This window comes from Azospirillum oryzae, from assembly GCF_008364795.1.
Taxonomy (GTDB): domain Bacteria; phylum Pseudomonadota; class Alphaproteobacteria; order Azospirillales; family Azospirillaceae; genus Azospirillum; species Azospirillum oryzae.
This window is the reverse complement of record NZ_VTTM01000001.1, coordinates 827,974-841,708: the sequence shown is the minus strand read 5'-3', so window position 1 is coordinate 841,708 and position 13,735 is coordinate 827,974. Positions and strand designations below refer to the sequence as shown.

Annotated in this window: 12 protein-coding genes; 5 read left to right on the top strand and 7 right to left on the bottom strand. The window is 68.0% G+C overall.

The genetic code is table 11. The features are described 5' to 3' along the window. The first annotated feature begins 12 nt into the window (after nt 1–12). From dusA to FZ938_RS04040, 4 genes are all read left to right on the top strand, one after another. Entirely contained in the window at nt 13–1,050 is a 1,038-nt protein-coding gene (dusA, locus tag FZ938_RS04055; RefSeq protein ID WP_149197344.1) for a tRNA dihydrouridine(20/20a) synthase DusA, read from the top strand. A gap of 185 nt (nt 1,051–1,235) precedes the next feature. Further along, on the top strand, nt 1,236–2,657 hold the full coding sequence (gene thrC / locus FZ938_RS04050; RefSeq protein ID WP_149197343.1) for a threonine synthase: 1,422 nt from the start codon (nt 1,236–1,238) through the stop codon (nt 2,655–2,657). Continuing rightward, a complete protein-coding gene (locus tag FZ938_RS04045; RefSeq protein ID WP_149197342.1) occupies nt 2,654–3,913 on the top strand; it encodes a M16 family metallopeptidase in 1,260 nt (419 codons plus the stop codon). The genes thrC and FZ938_RS04045 overlap by 4 nt, the downstream gene beginning before the upstream one ends. Nucleotides 3,914–4,064: 151 nt before the next feature. Continuing rightward, a complete protein-coding gene (locus FZ938_RS04040; RefSeq protein ID WP_149197341.1) occupies nt 4,065–4,655 on the top strand; it encodes a GNAT family N-acetyltransferase in 591 nt (196 codons plus the stop codon). Nucleotides 4,656–4,667: 12 nt separating this feature from the next. Here FZ938_RS04040 and FZ938_RS04035 read toward each other — a convergent pair whose 3' ends face one another. The 5 genes from FZ938_RS04035 to efp all read right to left on the bottom strand — a co-directional run bounded on the left by FZ938_RS04035 (nt 4,668) and on the right by efp (nt 9,688). Further along, nucleotides 4,668–6,062, bottom strand: coding sequence for a peptidoglycan -binding protein (locus tag FZ938_RS04035; RefSeq protein WP_149197340.1), 1,395 nt, complete (start codon nt 6,060–6,062; stop codon nt 4,668–4,670). Nucleotides 6,063–6,097: 35 nt separating this feature from the next. Then, a complete protein-coding gene (locus FZ938_RS04030; protein ID WP_149197339.1) occupies nt 6,098–7,291 on the bottom strand; it encodes a DNA repair protein RecN in 1,194 nt (397 codons plus the stop codon). A 48-nt stretch (nt 7,292–7,339) separates the two neighbouring features. Further along, a complete protein-coding gene (locus tag FZ938_RS04025) occupies nt 7,340–8,107 on the bottom strand; it encodes an OmpA family protein (RefSeq protein WP_149197338.1) in 768 nt (255 codons plus the stop codon). 119 nt (nt 8,108–8,226) lie between these two features. Further along, nucleotides 8,227–9,024 (bottom strand): inositol monophosphatase family protein, encoded by a 798-nt coding sequence (locus tag FZ938_RS04020; RefSeq protein ID WP_149197337.1) that lies wholly within the window; start codon nt 9,022–9,024, stop codon nt 8,227–8,229. A gap of 97 nt (nt 9,025–9,121) precedes the next feature. Continuing rightward, nucleotides 9,122–9,688: an elongation factor P gene (gene efp, locus FZ938_RS04015; protein ID WP_063634101.1), complete on the bottom strand. Its 567-nt coding sequence runs from the start codon at nt 9,686–9,688 to the stop codon at nt 9,122–9,124. Nucleotides 9,689–10,081: 393 nt separating this feature from the next. Between efp and epmA the strand changes: the two genes are divergently transcribed. Next, nucleotides 10,082–11,164 (top strand): EF-P lysine aminoacylase EpmA, encoded by a 1,083-nt coding sequence (gene epmA / locus FZ938_RS04010; RefSeq protein WP_149197336.1) that lies wholly within the window; start codon nt 10,082–10,084, stop codon nt 11,162–11,164. Between the two features lie 165 nt (nt 11,165–11,329). Here epmA and FZ938_RS04000 read toward each other — a convergent pair whose 3' ends face one another. Further along, complete coding sequence (locus FZ938_RS04000) at nt 11,330–12,664, bottom strand: OmpP1/FadL family transporter (RefSeq protein WP_149197335.1); 1,335 nt, start codon at nt 12,662–12,664, stop codon at nt 11,330–11,332. Between the two features lie 263 nt (nt 12,665–12,927). Further along, a complete protein-coding gene (locus FZ938_RS03995) occupies nt 12,928–13,734 on the bottom strand; it encodes a TSUP family transporter (protein WP_149197334.1) in 807 nt (268 codons plus the stop codon). Nucleotide 13,735 lies beyond the last annotated feature (1 nt).

Below are 13,735 nucleotides of genomic sequence, written 5' to 3'. Positions count from 1 at the left end.
GAGCTTACCGCTATGACCGCTCCGAACCTCGCTCCCGCCTCTGGCCCCGCCATCCCCCTCAGCGTCGCCCCGATGATGGACTGGACCGACCGGCATTGCCGGTACTTCCACCGTCTGCTGTCGCGCTCGACCCTGCTCTACACCGAGATGGTGACGACCGGCGCCGTGCTGCATGGCGACCGCGAGCGGCTGCTGGGATTCGACGCGGCGGAGCATCCGGTCGCGCTCCAACTCGGCGGTTCCGACCCGGCCGACCTCGCCGCCTGCGCCCGCATCGCGGAAGAGTGGGGCTATGACGAGGTGAACCTGAACGTCGGCTGCCCCAGCGACCGCGTGCAGTCCGGCCGCTTCGGCGCCTGCCTGATGGCGGAGCCGGAACTGGTGGCGCGGCTGGTCGGCGCCATGCGCGAGGCCGTGTCGATCCCCGTCACCGTCAAGTCGCGCATCGCCATCGACGAGATGGAGGAGTGGCCGACGCTGGACCACTTCATCCGCACCGTCTCCGCCGCCGGCTGCACCCACTTCATCGTCCACGCCCGCAAGGCTTGGCTGAAGGGCCTCAGCCCCAAGGATAACCGGGACATCCCGCCGCTGCGCTACGACCTCGTCCACCGGCTGAAGGCGGACTATCCGCACCTGACCATCGCCATCAACGGCGGCATCAGGACGCTGGACGAGGCCGAGGCGCATCTGGGCAAGGTCGACAGCGTGATGATCGGCCGCGCCGCTTACGAGACCCCCTATCTGCTGGCCGATGCCGACCGCCGCCTGATGGGCGGGCAGCCCGGCCCCGACCGCCATGCGGTGATCGAGGCCGTGCTGCCCTACATCGAGGCGCGCATGGCGCGGGGCACGCCGCTCTCTTCCATCACCCGCCACATGCTGGGGCTGTTCCAGGGGCTGCCCGGCGCCCGCGCCTACCGCCGCCACATCGCCGAGAACGCCCACCGCCCCGGCGCAGGCCCGGAGGTGCTGGAACGCGCCGCCTCGCTGGTTCGCCGGCGCACGACAGACGAGGCGGCCGACGAAGCCGTGGAGGAGGCCGCGTGAGAGGCCAAGGCCCGGATTGAACAGTGAACACTCCCCGGAAGACTGTTTCACGGCGTTCCAAACGTTCCATCCAGAGCAGCCCGACGGCCCCAACCGGACGGAATATGCGCCGTGCGTCCCGCACCGCTTGCGTGCGGGCGGGGTCCTCGCTAACTATGCCCACTTCATCGGACGGAGTGTAAGCGGTGCGGTACGTCAGCACGCGGGGCGCGGCCCCGGTCTTGGGTTTCGAGGACGTCCTTCTTGCCGGGCTGGCGCGCGACGGCGGCCTCTATGTGCCGGAGACCTGGCCGCAGTTCACGGCCGACGACATCCGCGCCATGCGCGGGCTGCCCTACAGCGAGATCGCCGTCCGGGTGATGCTGCCCTTCCTGGGCGGTGCCATTGCGGAGGACGAGTTCCGCGCCATCGTCCGTGACGCCTATGCCAGCTTCGACCATGCCGCGGTGACCCCGCTGGTGCAGGTCGATCCGACCACCTGGGTGCTGGAGCTGTTCCACGGGCCCACCCTGGCCTTCAAGGATGTGGCGCTGCAGCTGCTCGGCCGCCTGTTCGACCATGTGCTGGCCAAGCGCGGGCAGCGGGTGACCATCGTCGGCGCCACCTCCGGCGACACCGGCTCGGCCGCCATCGAGGCCTGCCGCGACCGCCAGAACGTCGACATCTTCATCCTGCACCCCAAGGGCCGCACGTCCGAGGTGCAGCGCCGGCAGATGACCAGCGTGCTGTCGTCCAACGTCCACAACATCGCGCTGGACGGCACCTTCGACGATTGCCAGGACCTCGTGAAGGCGATGTTCAACGACGGCGCTTTCCGCGACCGGATGGGGCTGTCGGCGGTGAATTCGATCAACTGGGCCCGCATCATGGCCCAGATCGTCTATTACTTCACCGCCGCGGTGGCGCTGGGCGCTCCCGACCGCAAGATTGCCTTCACCGTGCCGACCGGTAATTTCGGCAACGTCTATGCCGCCTATGGCGCCCGCGCCATGGGACTGCCGGTGGAGACGCTGGTCGTCGGCTCCAACAGCAACGACATCCTGGCGCGCTTTTTCGCCAGTGGGAGCATGGTCGCGGCGCCCGTCGTCCCTACCTTGTCTCCCAGCATGGACATCCAGATCTCCTCCAACTTCGAACGGCTGCTGTTCGACCTGCTCGACCGCGACGGCGCCGCGGTGACGGAGGCGCTGAACCGCTTCCGCACCGAGGGCAGGTTCGCGGTGACCGACGCGCAGCTCGCCCGCGCGCTGGCGATCTTCTCCGGCCACCGGGTGGACGAGGCCGCCACCATGGCGACCATCGCCGACGTCTGGAAGGGCAGCCTCTATCTGCTCGACCCGCACACCGCGGTCGGCATCGGGGCGGCCAAGGCCGCGGTCGCGGCCGGCCGGGTCGATCCGTCCGTTCCCATGGTGGTTCTCGCCACCGCCCATCCCGCCAAGTTCCCCGACGCGGTGGAAAAGGCGACCGGCCGCCGGCCGGACCTGCCGCCGCGTCTGTCCGATCTTTATGTGCGCGAGGAGCGCCTGTCCGAACTGCCGAACGATCTGGCGGCGGTCCAGGACTTCGTCACCGCGCGCGCCCGCGCCGCCCAGGAGGCCGCATGAGTTCCATTCGTGTGACGACGTTGCCCAACGGGCTTCGCGTCGCGACCGATACGATGCCCGACGTGCAGTCCGTTTCGCTCGGCTGCTGGGTCGGGGTTGGTACCCGCAACGAGGCGGCGAGCGTCAACGGCGTCGCCCACCTCGTCGAGCATATGCTGTTCAAGGGCACCCGCCGCCGGTCCGCCTTCCGCATCTCCGAGGAGATCGAGAATGTCGGCGGGCAGCTGAACGCCTACACCACCCGCGAGCAGACCGCCTATTACGCCAAGGTCCTGCACGAGGATGCACCGCTGGCGCTCGACATCCTGTCCGACATGATCCAGCACTCCACGCTGGACGCCGAGGAGCTGGTGCGCGAGCGCACGGTGGTTCTGCAGGAGATCGGCCAGAGCGCCGACACGCCCGACGACATCATCTTCGACCATTTCCAGTCCACCGCCTATCCTGGGCAGGCGATCGGCCGTCCGGTGCTGGGCTCGGCGGAGATCGTCGGCGCGCTGCCGCGCGAGGCGCTGGTCGACTATATCGGCGGCCATTACGGCGCCCCCGGCATGGTGCTGAGCGCCGCCGGCCGGATCGAGCATGACCGGATGGTCGACCTCGCGTTCAAGGCATTCGGCGACCTGCCGAGCGGCGCCCCGCCCAAGCCGGAGTCCGCCAGCTACACCGGCGGCGACTTCCGCGAGGACCGCGACCTGGAGCAGATGCACCTCGTGCTCGGCTTCGACGGGGTAGGGGTCCATGATCCGGACTTCTACGCCCACTCCGTGCTCTCCACCCTGCTGGGCGGCGGCATGTCGTCCCGCCTGTTCCAGGAGGTGCGCGAGAAGCGCGGGCTGGTCTATTCCATCTACACCTTCACCGGCGGCTACCATGATGGCGGCCTGTTCGGCGTCTATGCCGGCACCGGCGAGGATGAGGTGGCGGAACTGGTCCCCGTCGTCTGCGACGAGATCGCCAAGGTCGGCGCCGACGTCACCGAGGACGAGGTCGCCCGCGCCCGCGCCCAGTTGAAGGCCGGGACGCTGATGGCGCTGGAAAGCACCATGTCTCGCTGCGAACAGCTGGGCCAGCAGATCCTGATCTACGACCGCCCGGTTCCGGTGGAAGAGATCGTGGCGAAGATCGACGGTGTCGACCGCGACGCCGTGGTCAAGGCCGCCTCCCGCCTGCGCGCCAGCCGCCCGACCGTCGCCGCGCTCGGCCCGATCGCCAAGCTGGAAAGCTACGACCGCATCGCGGAGCGTCTCGCCTGACGATGAAGACGGTGGCGGTCTCCATTTCACCCCCGCACTCGTCTCCCTCTCCCCCCCGGGGAGAGGGTTGGGGTGAGGGGGATGCATTGCGTGAATGGACCGGGATGCGGATGTCTCTTCTCCTGAAAGGGAGAGGAAGTGTGGTCGCACTATGATCCGCCTCCTCGGCAGCGGCCTCATCAGCCCGCCCGCGATCCGTCTCGACGGGCCAAACTGCTACATCCGGCCGCCTTTGCCCCGCGACTGGCGGGAGTGGGCCGACCTCCGCGCCGCCTCGCGCGCTTTCCTGACGCCCTGGGAACCCACTTGGCCGGCCGATGCTCTGACGCGCACAGCCTTCGCCCGGCGGCTGCGGCGGCAGGCGCAGGAATGGCGCGACGATCTCGGCTATAGCTTCCTGATCTTCGACCGCGCGACCGACGCGCTGGTCGGCGGCCTCGGCCTCACCAACATCCGCCGCGGCGTGGCCCAGATGGGGACGCTCGGCTACTGGGCCGGCCAGCCCTATGCCCGCAACGGCTATGTGTCCGGCGGTACCCGGCTGGTTCTGGAATTCGCCTTCGGGCAACTCGGCCTGCACCGGGTCGAAGCCGCCTGCCTGCCGACCAACCTGCCGAGCCGCGGCCTGTTGGAAAAGGTCGGCTTCACCCACGAAGGCTATGCCCGAGGCTATCTGCGCATCGACGGCGCATGGCGCGACCACGTCCTCTACGCCATCCTGCGCGAGGAGTGGCAGGGCTGACCCAGCCGGACCTTACCGCTGGTCCAGCTTGATCTCGATCCGGCGGTTCTTCGCCAACGCCTCGTCCGACGCGCCGGGGTCGATGGGCTGGAACTCGCCGAAGGCGGCGGCGGCGAGGCGTTCTGCCGGGATGCCTTGATCGATCAGAAACTTGACCACCGAGATGGCGCGCGCCGACGACAATTCCCAGTTGGAGGCGAACTGGAAGCGCACCGGCTTGATGTCGGTGTGGCCATCCACCCGCAGAACCCAATTGATGTCGGACGGAATCGCCTTGCCGATCTCGATCAGGGTATGGGCGAGGTCGGCCAGCCGTTGCTTGCCGGCCTCCTCCAGCGTCGCCGAGCCGGACGGGAACAGCAGTTCCGACTGGAAGACGAAGCGGTCGCCGACGATCTTCACGTCCGGCCGGTTGCCCAGCGCCTCGCGGACACGGCCGAAGAATTCCGACTTGTAGCGCGCGAGGTCCTGGACCTTGGCGGCGAGCGCCTGATTGAGCCGGGCGCCCAGTTCCGCGATCTGCACCTTCTGCTCGGCCGAGGACTTTTCCGACGCCGCCAGCGCCGCGCCGATGCGGGCGAGCTGTTCACGCAGGGCCAGAAGCTGTTGGTTCAGCAGGTCGATCTGCTGCTTGCTCTGGGTCCCCACCGCCTTCTCGCCGGTGAGGGAAGCCATCAGGTCGCGGATGCGGATGTCGCGCTGGTCGATTTCCTTCTGGGCCTGGGTCCGGCTGTCGGCCAGCTGCGACTCCATCGTCTTCAGCCGGATGTCGCGCTGGTCGATCTCCTTCTGCGCCAGCATGGTCTTCTCGTTGGCGGATGCGAGTTCCGATTCCAGCGCCTTGGCGCGGTCACGGGTGGTTCCGAGTTCGGCCAGCAGGGCTTGGCGTTGCTGCTCGGTCAGCTTTGTGGCGGCGACGGCGGCGGCAAACTCGCCCTCCAGCTTCTGCCGGGCCTCACGCAGGGCCTTGATGTCGTTCTGAAGGCTGATGATCTCCTTCAGCTTCAGGTCGAGCGTCTCACGGTCGACGCGGACATTGCGCTGCAGCTCTTCCAGCGTGCGGGCGGTGCGGTCGCGGTCCTCCTGCAACTGGCTCAGCGTCAGGGTCATGTCGTCGCGGGCGGCGACGGAGGTCTGCAATTCGGTCGACAGCTGGGTGATGTTGACGCGCAGGTCGGCGTTGGCATCCCGCTCCATTGCCAGCAGGTCGTTCATCTCCGCGATCTTGTGATTGAGCGCGGTCAGCTGCTCGTCCCGGCCGGTCAGGGCTGTGGCGAGGTAGAATTGTGCCACGACGAAGACCATCAGCAGGAAGATGACGACCATCACCAGCGACGACAGGGCGTCGACCCAGCCGGGCCATGCGCTGGCGTCGCGGTGGCCGTTGCGGCGGCTGATGCTGGCCATGGGTACTCCCGGCGTTGGCCTACGGTGTCAGAGTGTCAGCGCTGCTGCTGGTCGGCTTCTTCGGCCAATGCGGCGATGGTGCGGGCCAGCAGCTTGATCTCGCTGCGGATCTCCTGCACCGCCTGGACGCGGCCGTTGGAGGATTCCTCGACGATGCGGGCGAGATAGATGTCCATGTTGCGCAGATGCTGGCGCGAGGCGTCGTCGAAGCCGGCGCCGGCGTTTTCCGCCAGCCGGTCGAGCAGCCCCTTCACCTCCAGCTGGTTCTCGCCCAGCCGCAGGAGAAGCTGCTGTTCGGCCCGCATGTGGTCGGTCAGACTCGACAGCCGCTCGGTCAGCGCCATCAGGTTGGCGTTGGCGGCGCGCCGGCCTTCCTCGGCGGTGGCGACGGTGCGTTGGAGCGAGTCGAGGTTTTCGGCGGTCTGCTCCAGCAGGGCGGTCAAGTAGGCCGACGCCGCATGGTCGCCCGATTCGAGCCCGCCGGCGGCGGCGCTCGACAGGCGGGTGGCGCTGGACAGCCAATCCTCAAGGTCCTGGAAGAAGCGGTTGTGGGCTTGGCTGGCCTGGAGTTCCAGGAAGCCCAACACCAGGGACCCGGCGAGGCCGAACAGCGACGAGGAGAATGCGGTTCCCATGCCGACCAGCGGCGCTTCCAGCCCCTGCTGCAGGTGGGAGAACATGGTGCCGACGTCGCCGCCCTGGACCGACAGGCTGCCGATGACGCCGCCAACCGACTGCACGGTGTGCAGCAGGCCCCAGAAGGTGCCGAGCAGGCCGAGGAAGATCAGCAGGCCGATCAGATAGCGCGACAGCTCCCGCGATTCGTCCAGGCGCGAGGCGATGCCGTCGAGCAGGGAGCGCATCGACAGGGCTGACAGGGTCAGCCGGCCGCGCCGCTCGCCCAGCATGCGCGCCATCGGCGCGAGCAGCACCGGTTCCTGCAGCGAGGCGGGGGCGACGCCGCTCTGGTACTGCTCCAGCCACGCCACTTCGGGGCGCAGCATCAGGACCTGGCGGAAGATGAAGGCGATGCCGGCCAGCAGCGTCGCCAGGATGACGCCGTTCAGCGGCGCATTGTTGAGGAAGGCGGAGCGCAAGGCGGGGAACAGCAGGCCAGTCACCGCGCCGACCACCACCAGGAACAGGATCATCCGGGTCAGGAACCGCTCCGGGCGTGTCATGAGGGCGGATACCTCCAGCGGTCGGGTCGTCGGGGTTGTGGCGGTCATGATGCTCCGAAGGGGTGTTCCGATCAGACCTCGCGCACGGGTTGGGCGCTACTCATTCAGAAAGACAGCATCGATCCGGTCGGGTGGCCCGCCGTTGTCGTCGACGCCAAGCGCGCGGACATCGACGCGGGTGCTGCGGATCCCGAAGGCCGACAGCCGCTCGCGCAGAGCCAACGCCCGGGCCAGTGCCAGCTGTCGCGCCTCGCGCGCCGTATCGGCGGTGCCGCTGGCGTAGGAGCGCAACTGGAGCCTCGCGGTGTCGCTGGCGCGCAGCCGTTCGACGATCCGGTCGACCACGGCGTCTGCCGTATCCGGCAGATTGGTGGCGTCGGCCGGGAACACAAGGCTCAAAACGCTCGAAGGTGGCAGGTTAGCCGCAGGGGGTGCCGCGTCCGGGGGAGGGGGCAGCGCGGCCGTGTCGGTTCGCGGGGCGGTCGGCGTCCGATCGGGCGCCGGAGCGGCAGGTGCCTGGACGGCGGGCTGCTGCGGCTGCGCCGCCTTCGGGGCCGGCTCGGTACGGGCGGTTGCGCGGGGTGCCGGCTGGGCCGGACCTTCGGTCAGGACGGGCGGAGGCGGGGCCTCCAGCGGCTGCGGCAGGACGAGTCGCGGCGGTGCCTTGACCGGTGGCGGGGTGCGCAGATTGGGGCGGGGCGGCACGGACAGGGGAACCGCGTTTTCCAGCGTCAGTCCGGCGGGAGACGGCGCCGGGCCGTTGGCCGGTGCCGCTGCCGACAGGGCAGCCGGAGAGAGCGTCCAGACCGCGCACAGCGCGGCGGCGGCAAGGTGCTTGCGGTCGGCGTGTCCCCAGCGGCCCAAAACGATGTGTCCCGTTAAACCTTTGTCCTGCAAACCATAGCCTATCGATCGCTCCAGCCACAACCACCCATCCGCCTGTCCCGCACGGGAAGGCGGATGGGTGGGCAGGGCAGGAGGGGTCAGCCCTTGGCGGACTTCAACAGGCGGGCGACCGGGACCTGGAGATGGCTGTTGGCGGCGAGCACGTTGCCGGTGAAGACCGGGTTGCGGCCGCCCTCGATCTCGCCGACGAAACCGCCGGCCTCGGTGACCATCAGCACGCCGGCGGCGCAGTCCCAGGGGGCCAGGCCGCGTTCCCAATAGGCGTCGAATCGGCCGGCGGCGGTGTAGGCGAGGTCGAGCGAGGCGGCGCCGAAGCGGCGGATGCCCGCGACCTCCTTCATCACCGCTTCCTGTTCCTTCAGGAAGGTGGCGTGGTCGCCGCGGCCCTTGAACGGGATGCCGGTGGCGATCACGCAATCCTCCAGCCGCCGGCGTTCGGAAACGCGCAGGCGGGTGTGGTTGACGAAGGCGCCGGCACCCTTCTCGGCCCAGAACAGCTGGTCGCCGATCGGGGCGTAGATGACGCCGGCGACGATCTCGCCGTTGCGCTCGGCGGCGATGGAGATCGCCCAGTGCGGCAGGCCGTGCAGGAAGTTGGTGGTGCCGTCGAGTGGATCGACGATCCAGCGCGCCTCGGCATCGCTGCCCTTGGACGCGCCGCTCTCCTCCATCAGGAAACCGAATTCGGGCCGCGCCTTCTGCAGTTCCTCGCGCAGGGTGCGTTCGGCCTTCAGATCGGCGGCGGACACGAAGTCCGCGGGCCCCTTGCGCGACACCTGGAGGTGTTCGACCTCGCCGAAGTCGCGGACCAGACCGCGGGCAGCCTTTTCGGCGGCGCGGACCATGACGTTGATGAGAGCGGAGCGGGTGGCCATGGGTGTGGGTGTACCGTTTCGTGCAGGAACCAGAAAACAATACACCGGCCTCCGCGCATGGCGAAGACCGGTGATGGCAGAACCGACCTGGGAAGGATCAGTCCTTCGCGCGCTCGACGTATTCGCCGGTGGCGGTATCGACGACGACGCGGGTCCCGGCCTCGATGTGCGGCGGAACCAGGATCGACACGCCGTTCTCCAGCTTGGCCGGCTTGTAGGAGGAAGAGGCCGTCTGGCCCTTCACCACCGGGTCGGATTCGGTGATCAGCAGCGTGACCTTGCCGGGGATCTCGACGCCCAGCGGCGAGCCTTCATGGCTCTGCACCGTGACTTCCATGCCGTCCTGCAGGAAGACGGCCGGTTCGCCGATGATGTCGCGGGGGATGGCGACCTGTTCGAAGCTTTCCTTGTCCATGAAGGTGAAGCTGTCACCTTCTGCGAAGAGGAAGGTCATCTCATGCTCGTCCAGGCGAGCGCGCTCAACGGTCTCCTGGGTGCGGAACCGCTCGATCGACTTGTTGCCGGTGCGAACGTCCTTCATTTCCAGCTGGATGAAGGCGCCGCCCTTGCCAGGCTGGACGATGGCGGTTTTGGTGATGACCCAGAGCTTACCGTTGTGCTCCAGCACATGGCCGGGGCGCATCGTGTTGGCATTGACCTTCATGGCGTACTCGTGAATTCCAGAATCAGGGCGGCGCGGACCCTACCAGCTTGACCGCCCGTAGGCAACGGCGCGGAACGGTAACTGCGGGCGATCCGGGCGATTGGCGGACGATTCTTCGCCGTTTCGTAGCGTGGTACTTTAGAATTCCTCCAGGAAGGAGACGTTTGAAACAGTTTTCCGCCCCCTGTTCACTGTTCCATCCGCACATCCCGACGGTCGATCGCCGGCCCGGCGATTCTACCACGGGGCGGTCATAGACGGTAAGCGGGAGCGGTAAAACCGTTGGCCGGGCCGATGACGCTGTGACTATTGGCGACCCGGCTTGAGTACGCCGCCCGTGGGTGCTCTGATGCGGCCGCACCCCTTTCGACCGTCCATGAAGAGCGCGCCCGCATGTCCGCCCCGATCCGATCTGCCTCGATTCCCTCTGGCGACCTTCCTCCCTGGCATCCCGAGGCGCTTGCCCGTCGCCGGCCCTATCTGGCGGCGCGCGGCCGGGTGTTGAACGCTGTCCGCCGCGTGTTCGAGGACCTCGCCTTCGTCGAGGTCGACACGCCGGCCCTGCAGGTCTCGCCGGGGATGGAGCCGCATCTCCAGGCCTTCGCCACCGAGCTGCGCGGACCGCACCCGGACGACCGCCGGCCGCTGTACCTGCACACCAGTCCCGAATTCGCCATGAAAAAGCTGCTGGTCGCGGGCGTGCCGCGGCTGTGGCAACTGGCGCATGTCTACCGCAACGGCGAACGGTCGGGGACCCATGCGCCGGAATTCTCGATGCTGGAATGGTATCGTGCCGGAGACGGCTATCGCACGCTGATCGACGATTGCCGCGAACTTCTGCGCGCCGGCGCCGAAGCCGGCGGGCGGCGGACGTTCAGTTTCCGTGGGATGACCTGCGATCCCTTCGCGGTTTGGCGGGTGCTGACCGTGCCGGAGGCGTTCCGGGAGTATGCCGGCATCGACCTGATGGCGACCTATGACGGCAGCCACGATCCCGATCCGGCGGCGCTGGCGGCGGAGGCGGCGCGCATCGGGGTCGCGCCCCATCATGGCGACCGCTGGGAGGACATCGTCTTCCGCATCATGTTCGACCGCATCGAACCGCATCTGGGGGAGGGGGTGCCCTGCGTGCTGACCGACTATCCGCTGTGCATGGCGGCGCTGTCGCGGCCGAAGCCGGAGGACCCCCGGCTTGCCGAACGGTTCGAGTTGTATGCCTGCGGGCTGGAACTGGCGAACGCCTTCGGCGAACTGACCGACCCGGCGGTGCAGCGCGCCCGCTTCGAGGCCGACATGGCGTTGAAGGAGCGGCTCTATGGCGAGCGCTTCCCGGTGGACGAGGATTTCCTCGCCGCGCTGGAGCACGGCATGCCGCAGAGCAGCGGCATCGCCATGGGCTTCGACCGGCTGGCGATGCTGTGCAGCGGGGCCGAGAGCATCGAGCAGGTGCTGTGGCTGCCGGTCGCGGGGGTGTAGGGGGCTGGAATCTCCCTCTCCCCCCGGGAGAGGGTCGGGGTGAGGGGGATGCACTGAGTGCCTTTCCCGAGAATCCCCGCCACGCGTCCCCCTCACCCTAACCCTAACCCCCTCCCCGGGGGGAGAGGGGATTGTCAGGGGCGGGCGAGGGCAGATCACCTCACATCAGAACGTGAACTTCGCCTGCAGGCCGATCAGGTCGATGCTGCTTTTGTAGTCCACATTCAGGTTGCCGCGGCCGGCTTCGGCGCCGGTCAGGTCGTCGGTGAGGGCGACCGACGTCTTCGGGATGAAGACGTGCGAGTAGGCGGCATCGACGCGCAGGTTGTCGGTGACCTGATAGCCGGCGCCGGCCGACAGCCAGTAGCGGTTCTGCTCCGGGATGCGGGGGGTGCGGTACTCGACGTCGACCGAGCCCTTGTCGAAGGCGACGCCGGCGCGCAGCGTCAGCTTGTCGGTCACCTTGTAGGAGGTGCCGAGCGCGTAATACCAGGTGTCCTTCCAGTGCTCTTCCGTCACGGAATTGAGCGCCGGATTGGCGACGTTGACGCGCAGTTCGCGGAAGCGTGACCAGTTGGTCCATTGCACGTCGGCCATCACCGCCCAGCGGTCGTTGACCTCGTGGTACAGGCCGATCGAGGCGATGTCCGGCGTGGTCAGATCGGCGCTGATGCTCTGGGAGGGCAGGGCACCGGCGAGCGGCGCCGGCAGGCCGGTGAAGGAGATGGTGCCGGTCAGCGTGTGCTTGACCGCCGAGCGGTAGGCGAGGCCGACGCGGGTGCCCTTGACCGGTTCGATCAGGGCGCCGAGCGTGAAGCCCCAGCCCCAGTCGTCGCCGGTCATATCGCTCTTCACGTCGAGCGAGCCGGGACGGCCGAGGCGGCTGGCGCCGAAATCGGACGCCTGCGACAGCTTGGCCTTGGCATACTGGACCTGCACGCCGCCGCCGATGGTGATCATCGGGTTGATGCGGTAGGACACCGACGGCGCGAAATTGTAGGTGCGCAGGTCGGAGCGGATGCCGTGATAGCGGCCGATCCAGTTGTCGCCGTAATCGGTGACCAAGCCCCAGGGGCCGTTGGCCGACAGACCGACCTTCAGGTCGTCGTTGATCGAATAGACGAAGTAACCGGCCGGAACCAGCGCGTCCTGGGCGATGTCGCCGGGCGAGGCGTTGCCGCTGATCGCCGTGCCCCCCAGGCGCCGGGCGCGGGTGGCGCTGGCGCTGTCGACCTTCGACTTCACGATGACGCCGGTGGCGGTCTGCACCGCCTCGATGCCTGTCACCAGACCCATGGTCGCCGGATTGTAGAACATGGAGCTGGCGTCGCCGTTGCCGCCGGCGGTCACGCCGGCATAGGCGGTGCCCTGGCCCGATACGCTCTGCTCCTTCAGCGCGAAACCGGCGGCGAACGCGGTCGAGGCGGTCGCGATCGGTGCGGTCACCGCGATGGCGGCAGCGGCGGTCATCAGGCGTGTCTTGAGCGTCGTCGGAGACATTCGTTCCTTCCCCCAATTGTGTTGTTGACGCAATGATACACAAACTGACGCTTACGTAAAGGGCTGCCCACCACTTTTTGTTGGCTACACAAGCAGTGTTGCGGGCCTGCATCGGTTTCGGAAGTCGGAAAAGGGAGAAAGGGGTGCGGCGCGGCCACCGGAGGCAGCCGCGCTTTCGTCCCCGCCCCCGTCGCGGGGGCGAGATTATCCAGTGAATTCAGTGGAAAAAACGGCGCGATGGCCGCCGTTGCGGCCCGGCGCGGTCAGGCGATCCAGGCGGTGGCGGCGGTGAAAAGCTCGCGCAGGATGTTGTGCTCGTCGCTCCACACCAGCTTGGCGGTGATGACGATGGAGGCGACGACCAGCATCGGACGCACGACTCGGGCGCCGTTGCGGATCACCATGTGGGCGCCGGCCTGGGCACCGATATACTGCGCGACGCCCATCAGCAGGCCGACCGTCCACAGCACATGGCCGCCGGCGATGAAGAACAGCAGCGAGGCCACGTTGCTGGTCAGGTTCAGCACCTTGGTGTGGGCGGTCGCCTTGCGCAGGTTGTAGCCCAGCAGCGAGACGAAGGCGATGGCGAAGAAGGTGCCGGTGCCGGGCCCGAAGAAGCCGTCATAGAAGCCGATGCCGGTGCCGATGCTGAGCGCGAAGGCATGCTCGCCGATGCGCTGATGGGCATCGACATCGCCAGCCTTGGGCGACAGCAGCAGATAGATGGCGATGCCGATCAGCAGGATCGGGATGACGTCGCGCAGGAAGCTGGGATCCAGCATCTGCACCAAGGTGGCCCCGGCCCCGGCGCCAATGAAGGTGCAGAGAATCATCGTGCGCATGGACGCAGGATGGACCTCGCCCCGGCGGACGAACTTGATGGTGGCGGACAGCGAACCGAAGCTTGATTGCAGTTTGCCGGTGGCCAGCGCTTCGGCCGGGGACAGTCCGGCGGCCAGCAGGGCCGGGATGGTCAGCAGGCCGCCGCCGCCGGCGATAGAATCGACGAAGCCGGCCAGCAGGCCGACGGCGAACAGGATGCCCAGCGACTCGGGCGTCAAAAGGTCCATG

Bases quoted from the DNA above. Each gene is read 5' to 3' on its own strand.
- FZ938_RS04000 (WP_149197335.1), bottom strand. From the start codon at position 12,664: ATGTCTCCGACGACGCTCAAGACACGCCTGATGACCGCCGCTGCCGCC.
- FZ938_RS04030 (WP_149197339.1), bottom strand. From the start codon at position 7,291: ATGACCGCCACAACCCCGACGACCCGACCGCTGGAGGTATCCGCCCTC.
- FZ938_RS04045 (WP_149197342.1), top strand. From the start codon at position 2,654: ATGAGTTCCATTCGTGTGACGACGTTGCCCAACGGGCTTCGCGTCGCG.
- dusA (WP_149197344.1), top strand. From the start codon at position 13: ATGACCGCTCCGAACCTCGCTCCCGCCTCTGGCCCCGCCATCCCCCTC.
- efp (WP_063634101.1), bottom strand. From the start codon at position 9,688: ATGAAGGTCAATGCCAACACGATGCGCCCCGGCCATGTGCTGGAGCAC.
- FZ938_RS03995 (WP_149197334.1), bottom strand. From the start codon at position 13,734: ATGGACCTTTTGACGCCCGAGTCGCTGGGCATCCTGTTCGCCGTCGGC.
- epmA (WP_149197336.1), top strand. From the start codon at position 10,082: ATGTCCGCCCCGATCCGATCTGCCTCGATTCCCTCTGGCGACCTTCCT.
- FZ938_RS04035 (WP_149197340.1), bottom strand. From the start codon at position 6,062: ATGGCCAGCATCAGCCGCCGCAACGGCCACCGCGACGCCAGCGCATGG.
- FZ938_RS04040 (WP_149197341.1), top strand. From the start codon at position 4,065: ATGATCCGCCTCCTCGGCAGCGGCCTCATCAGCCCGCCCGCGATCCGT.
- FZ938_RS04020 (WP_149197337.1), bottom strand. From the start codon at position 9,024: ATGGCCACCCGCTCCGCTCTCATCAACGTCATGGTCCGCGCCGCCGAA.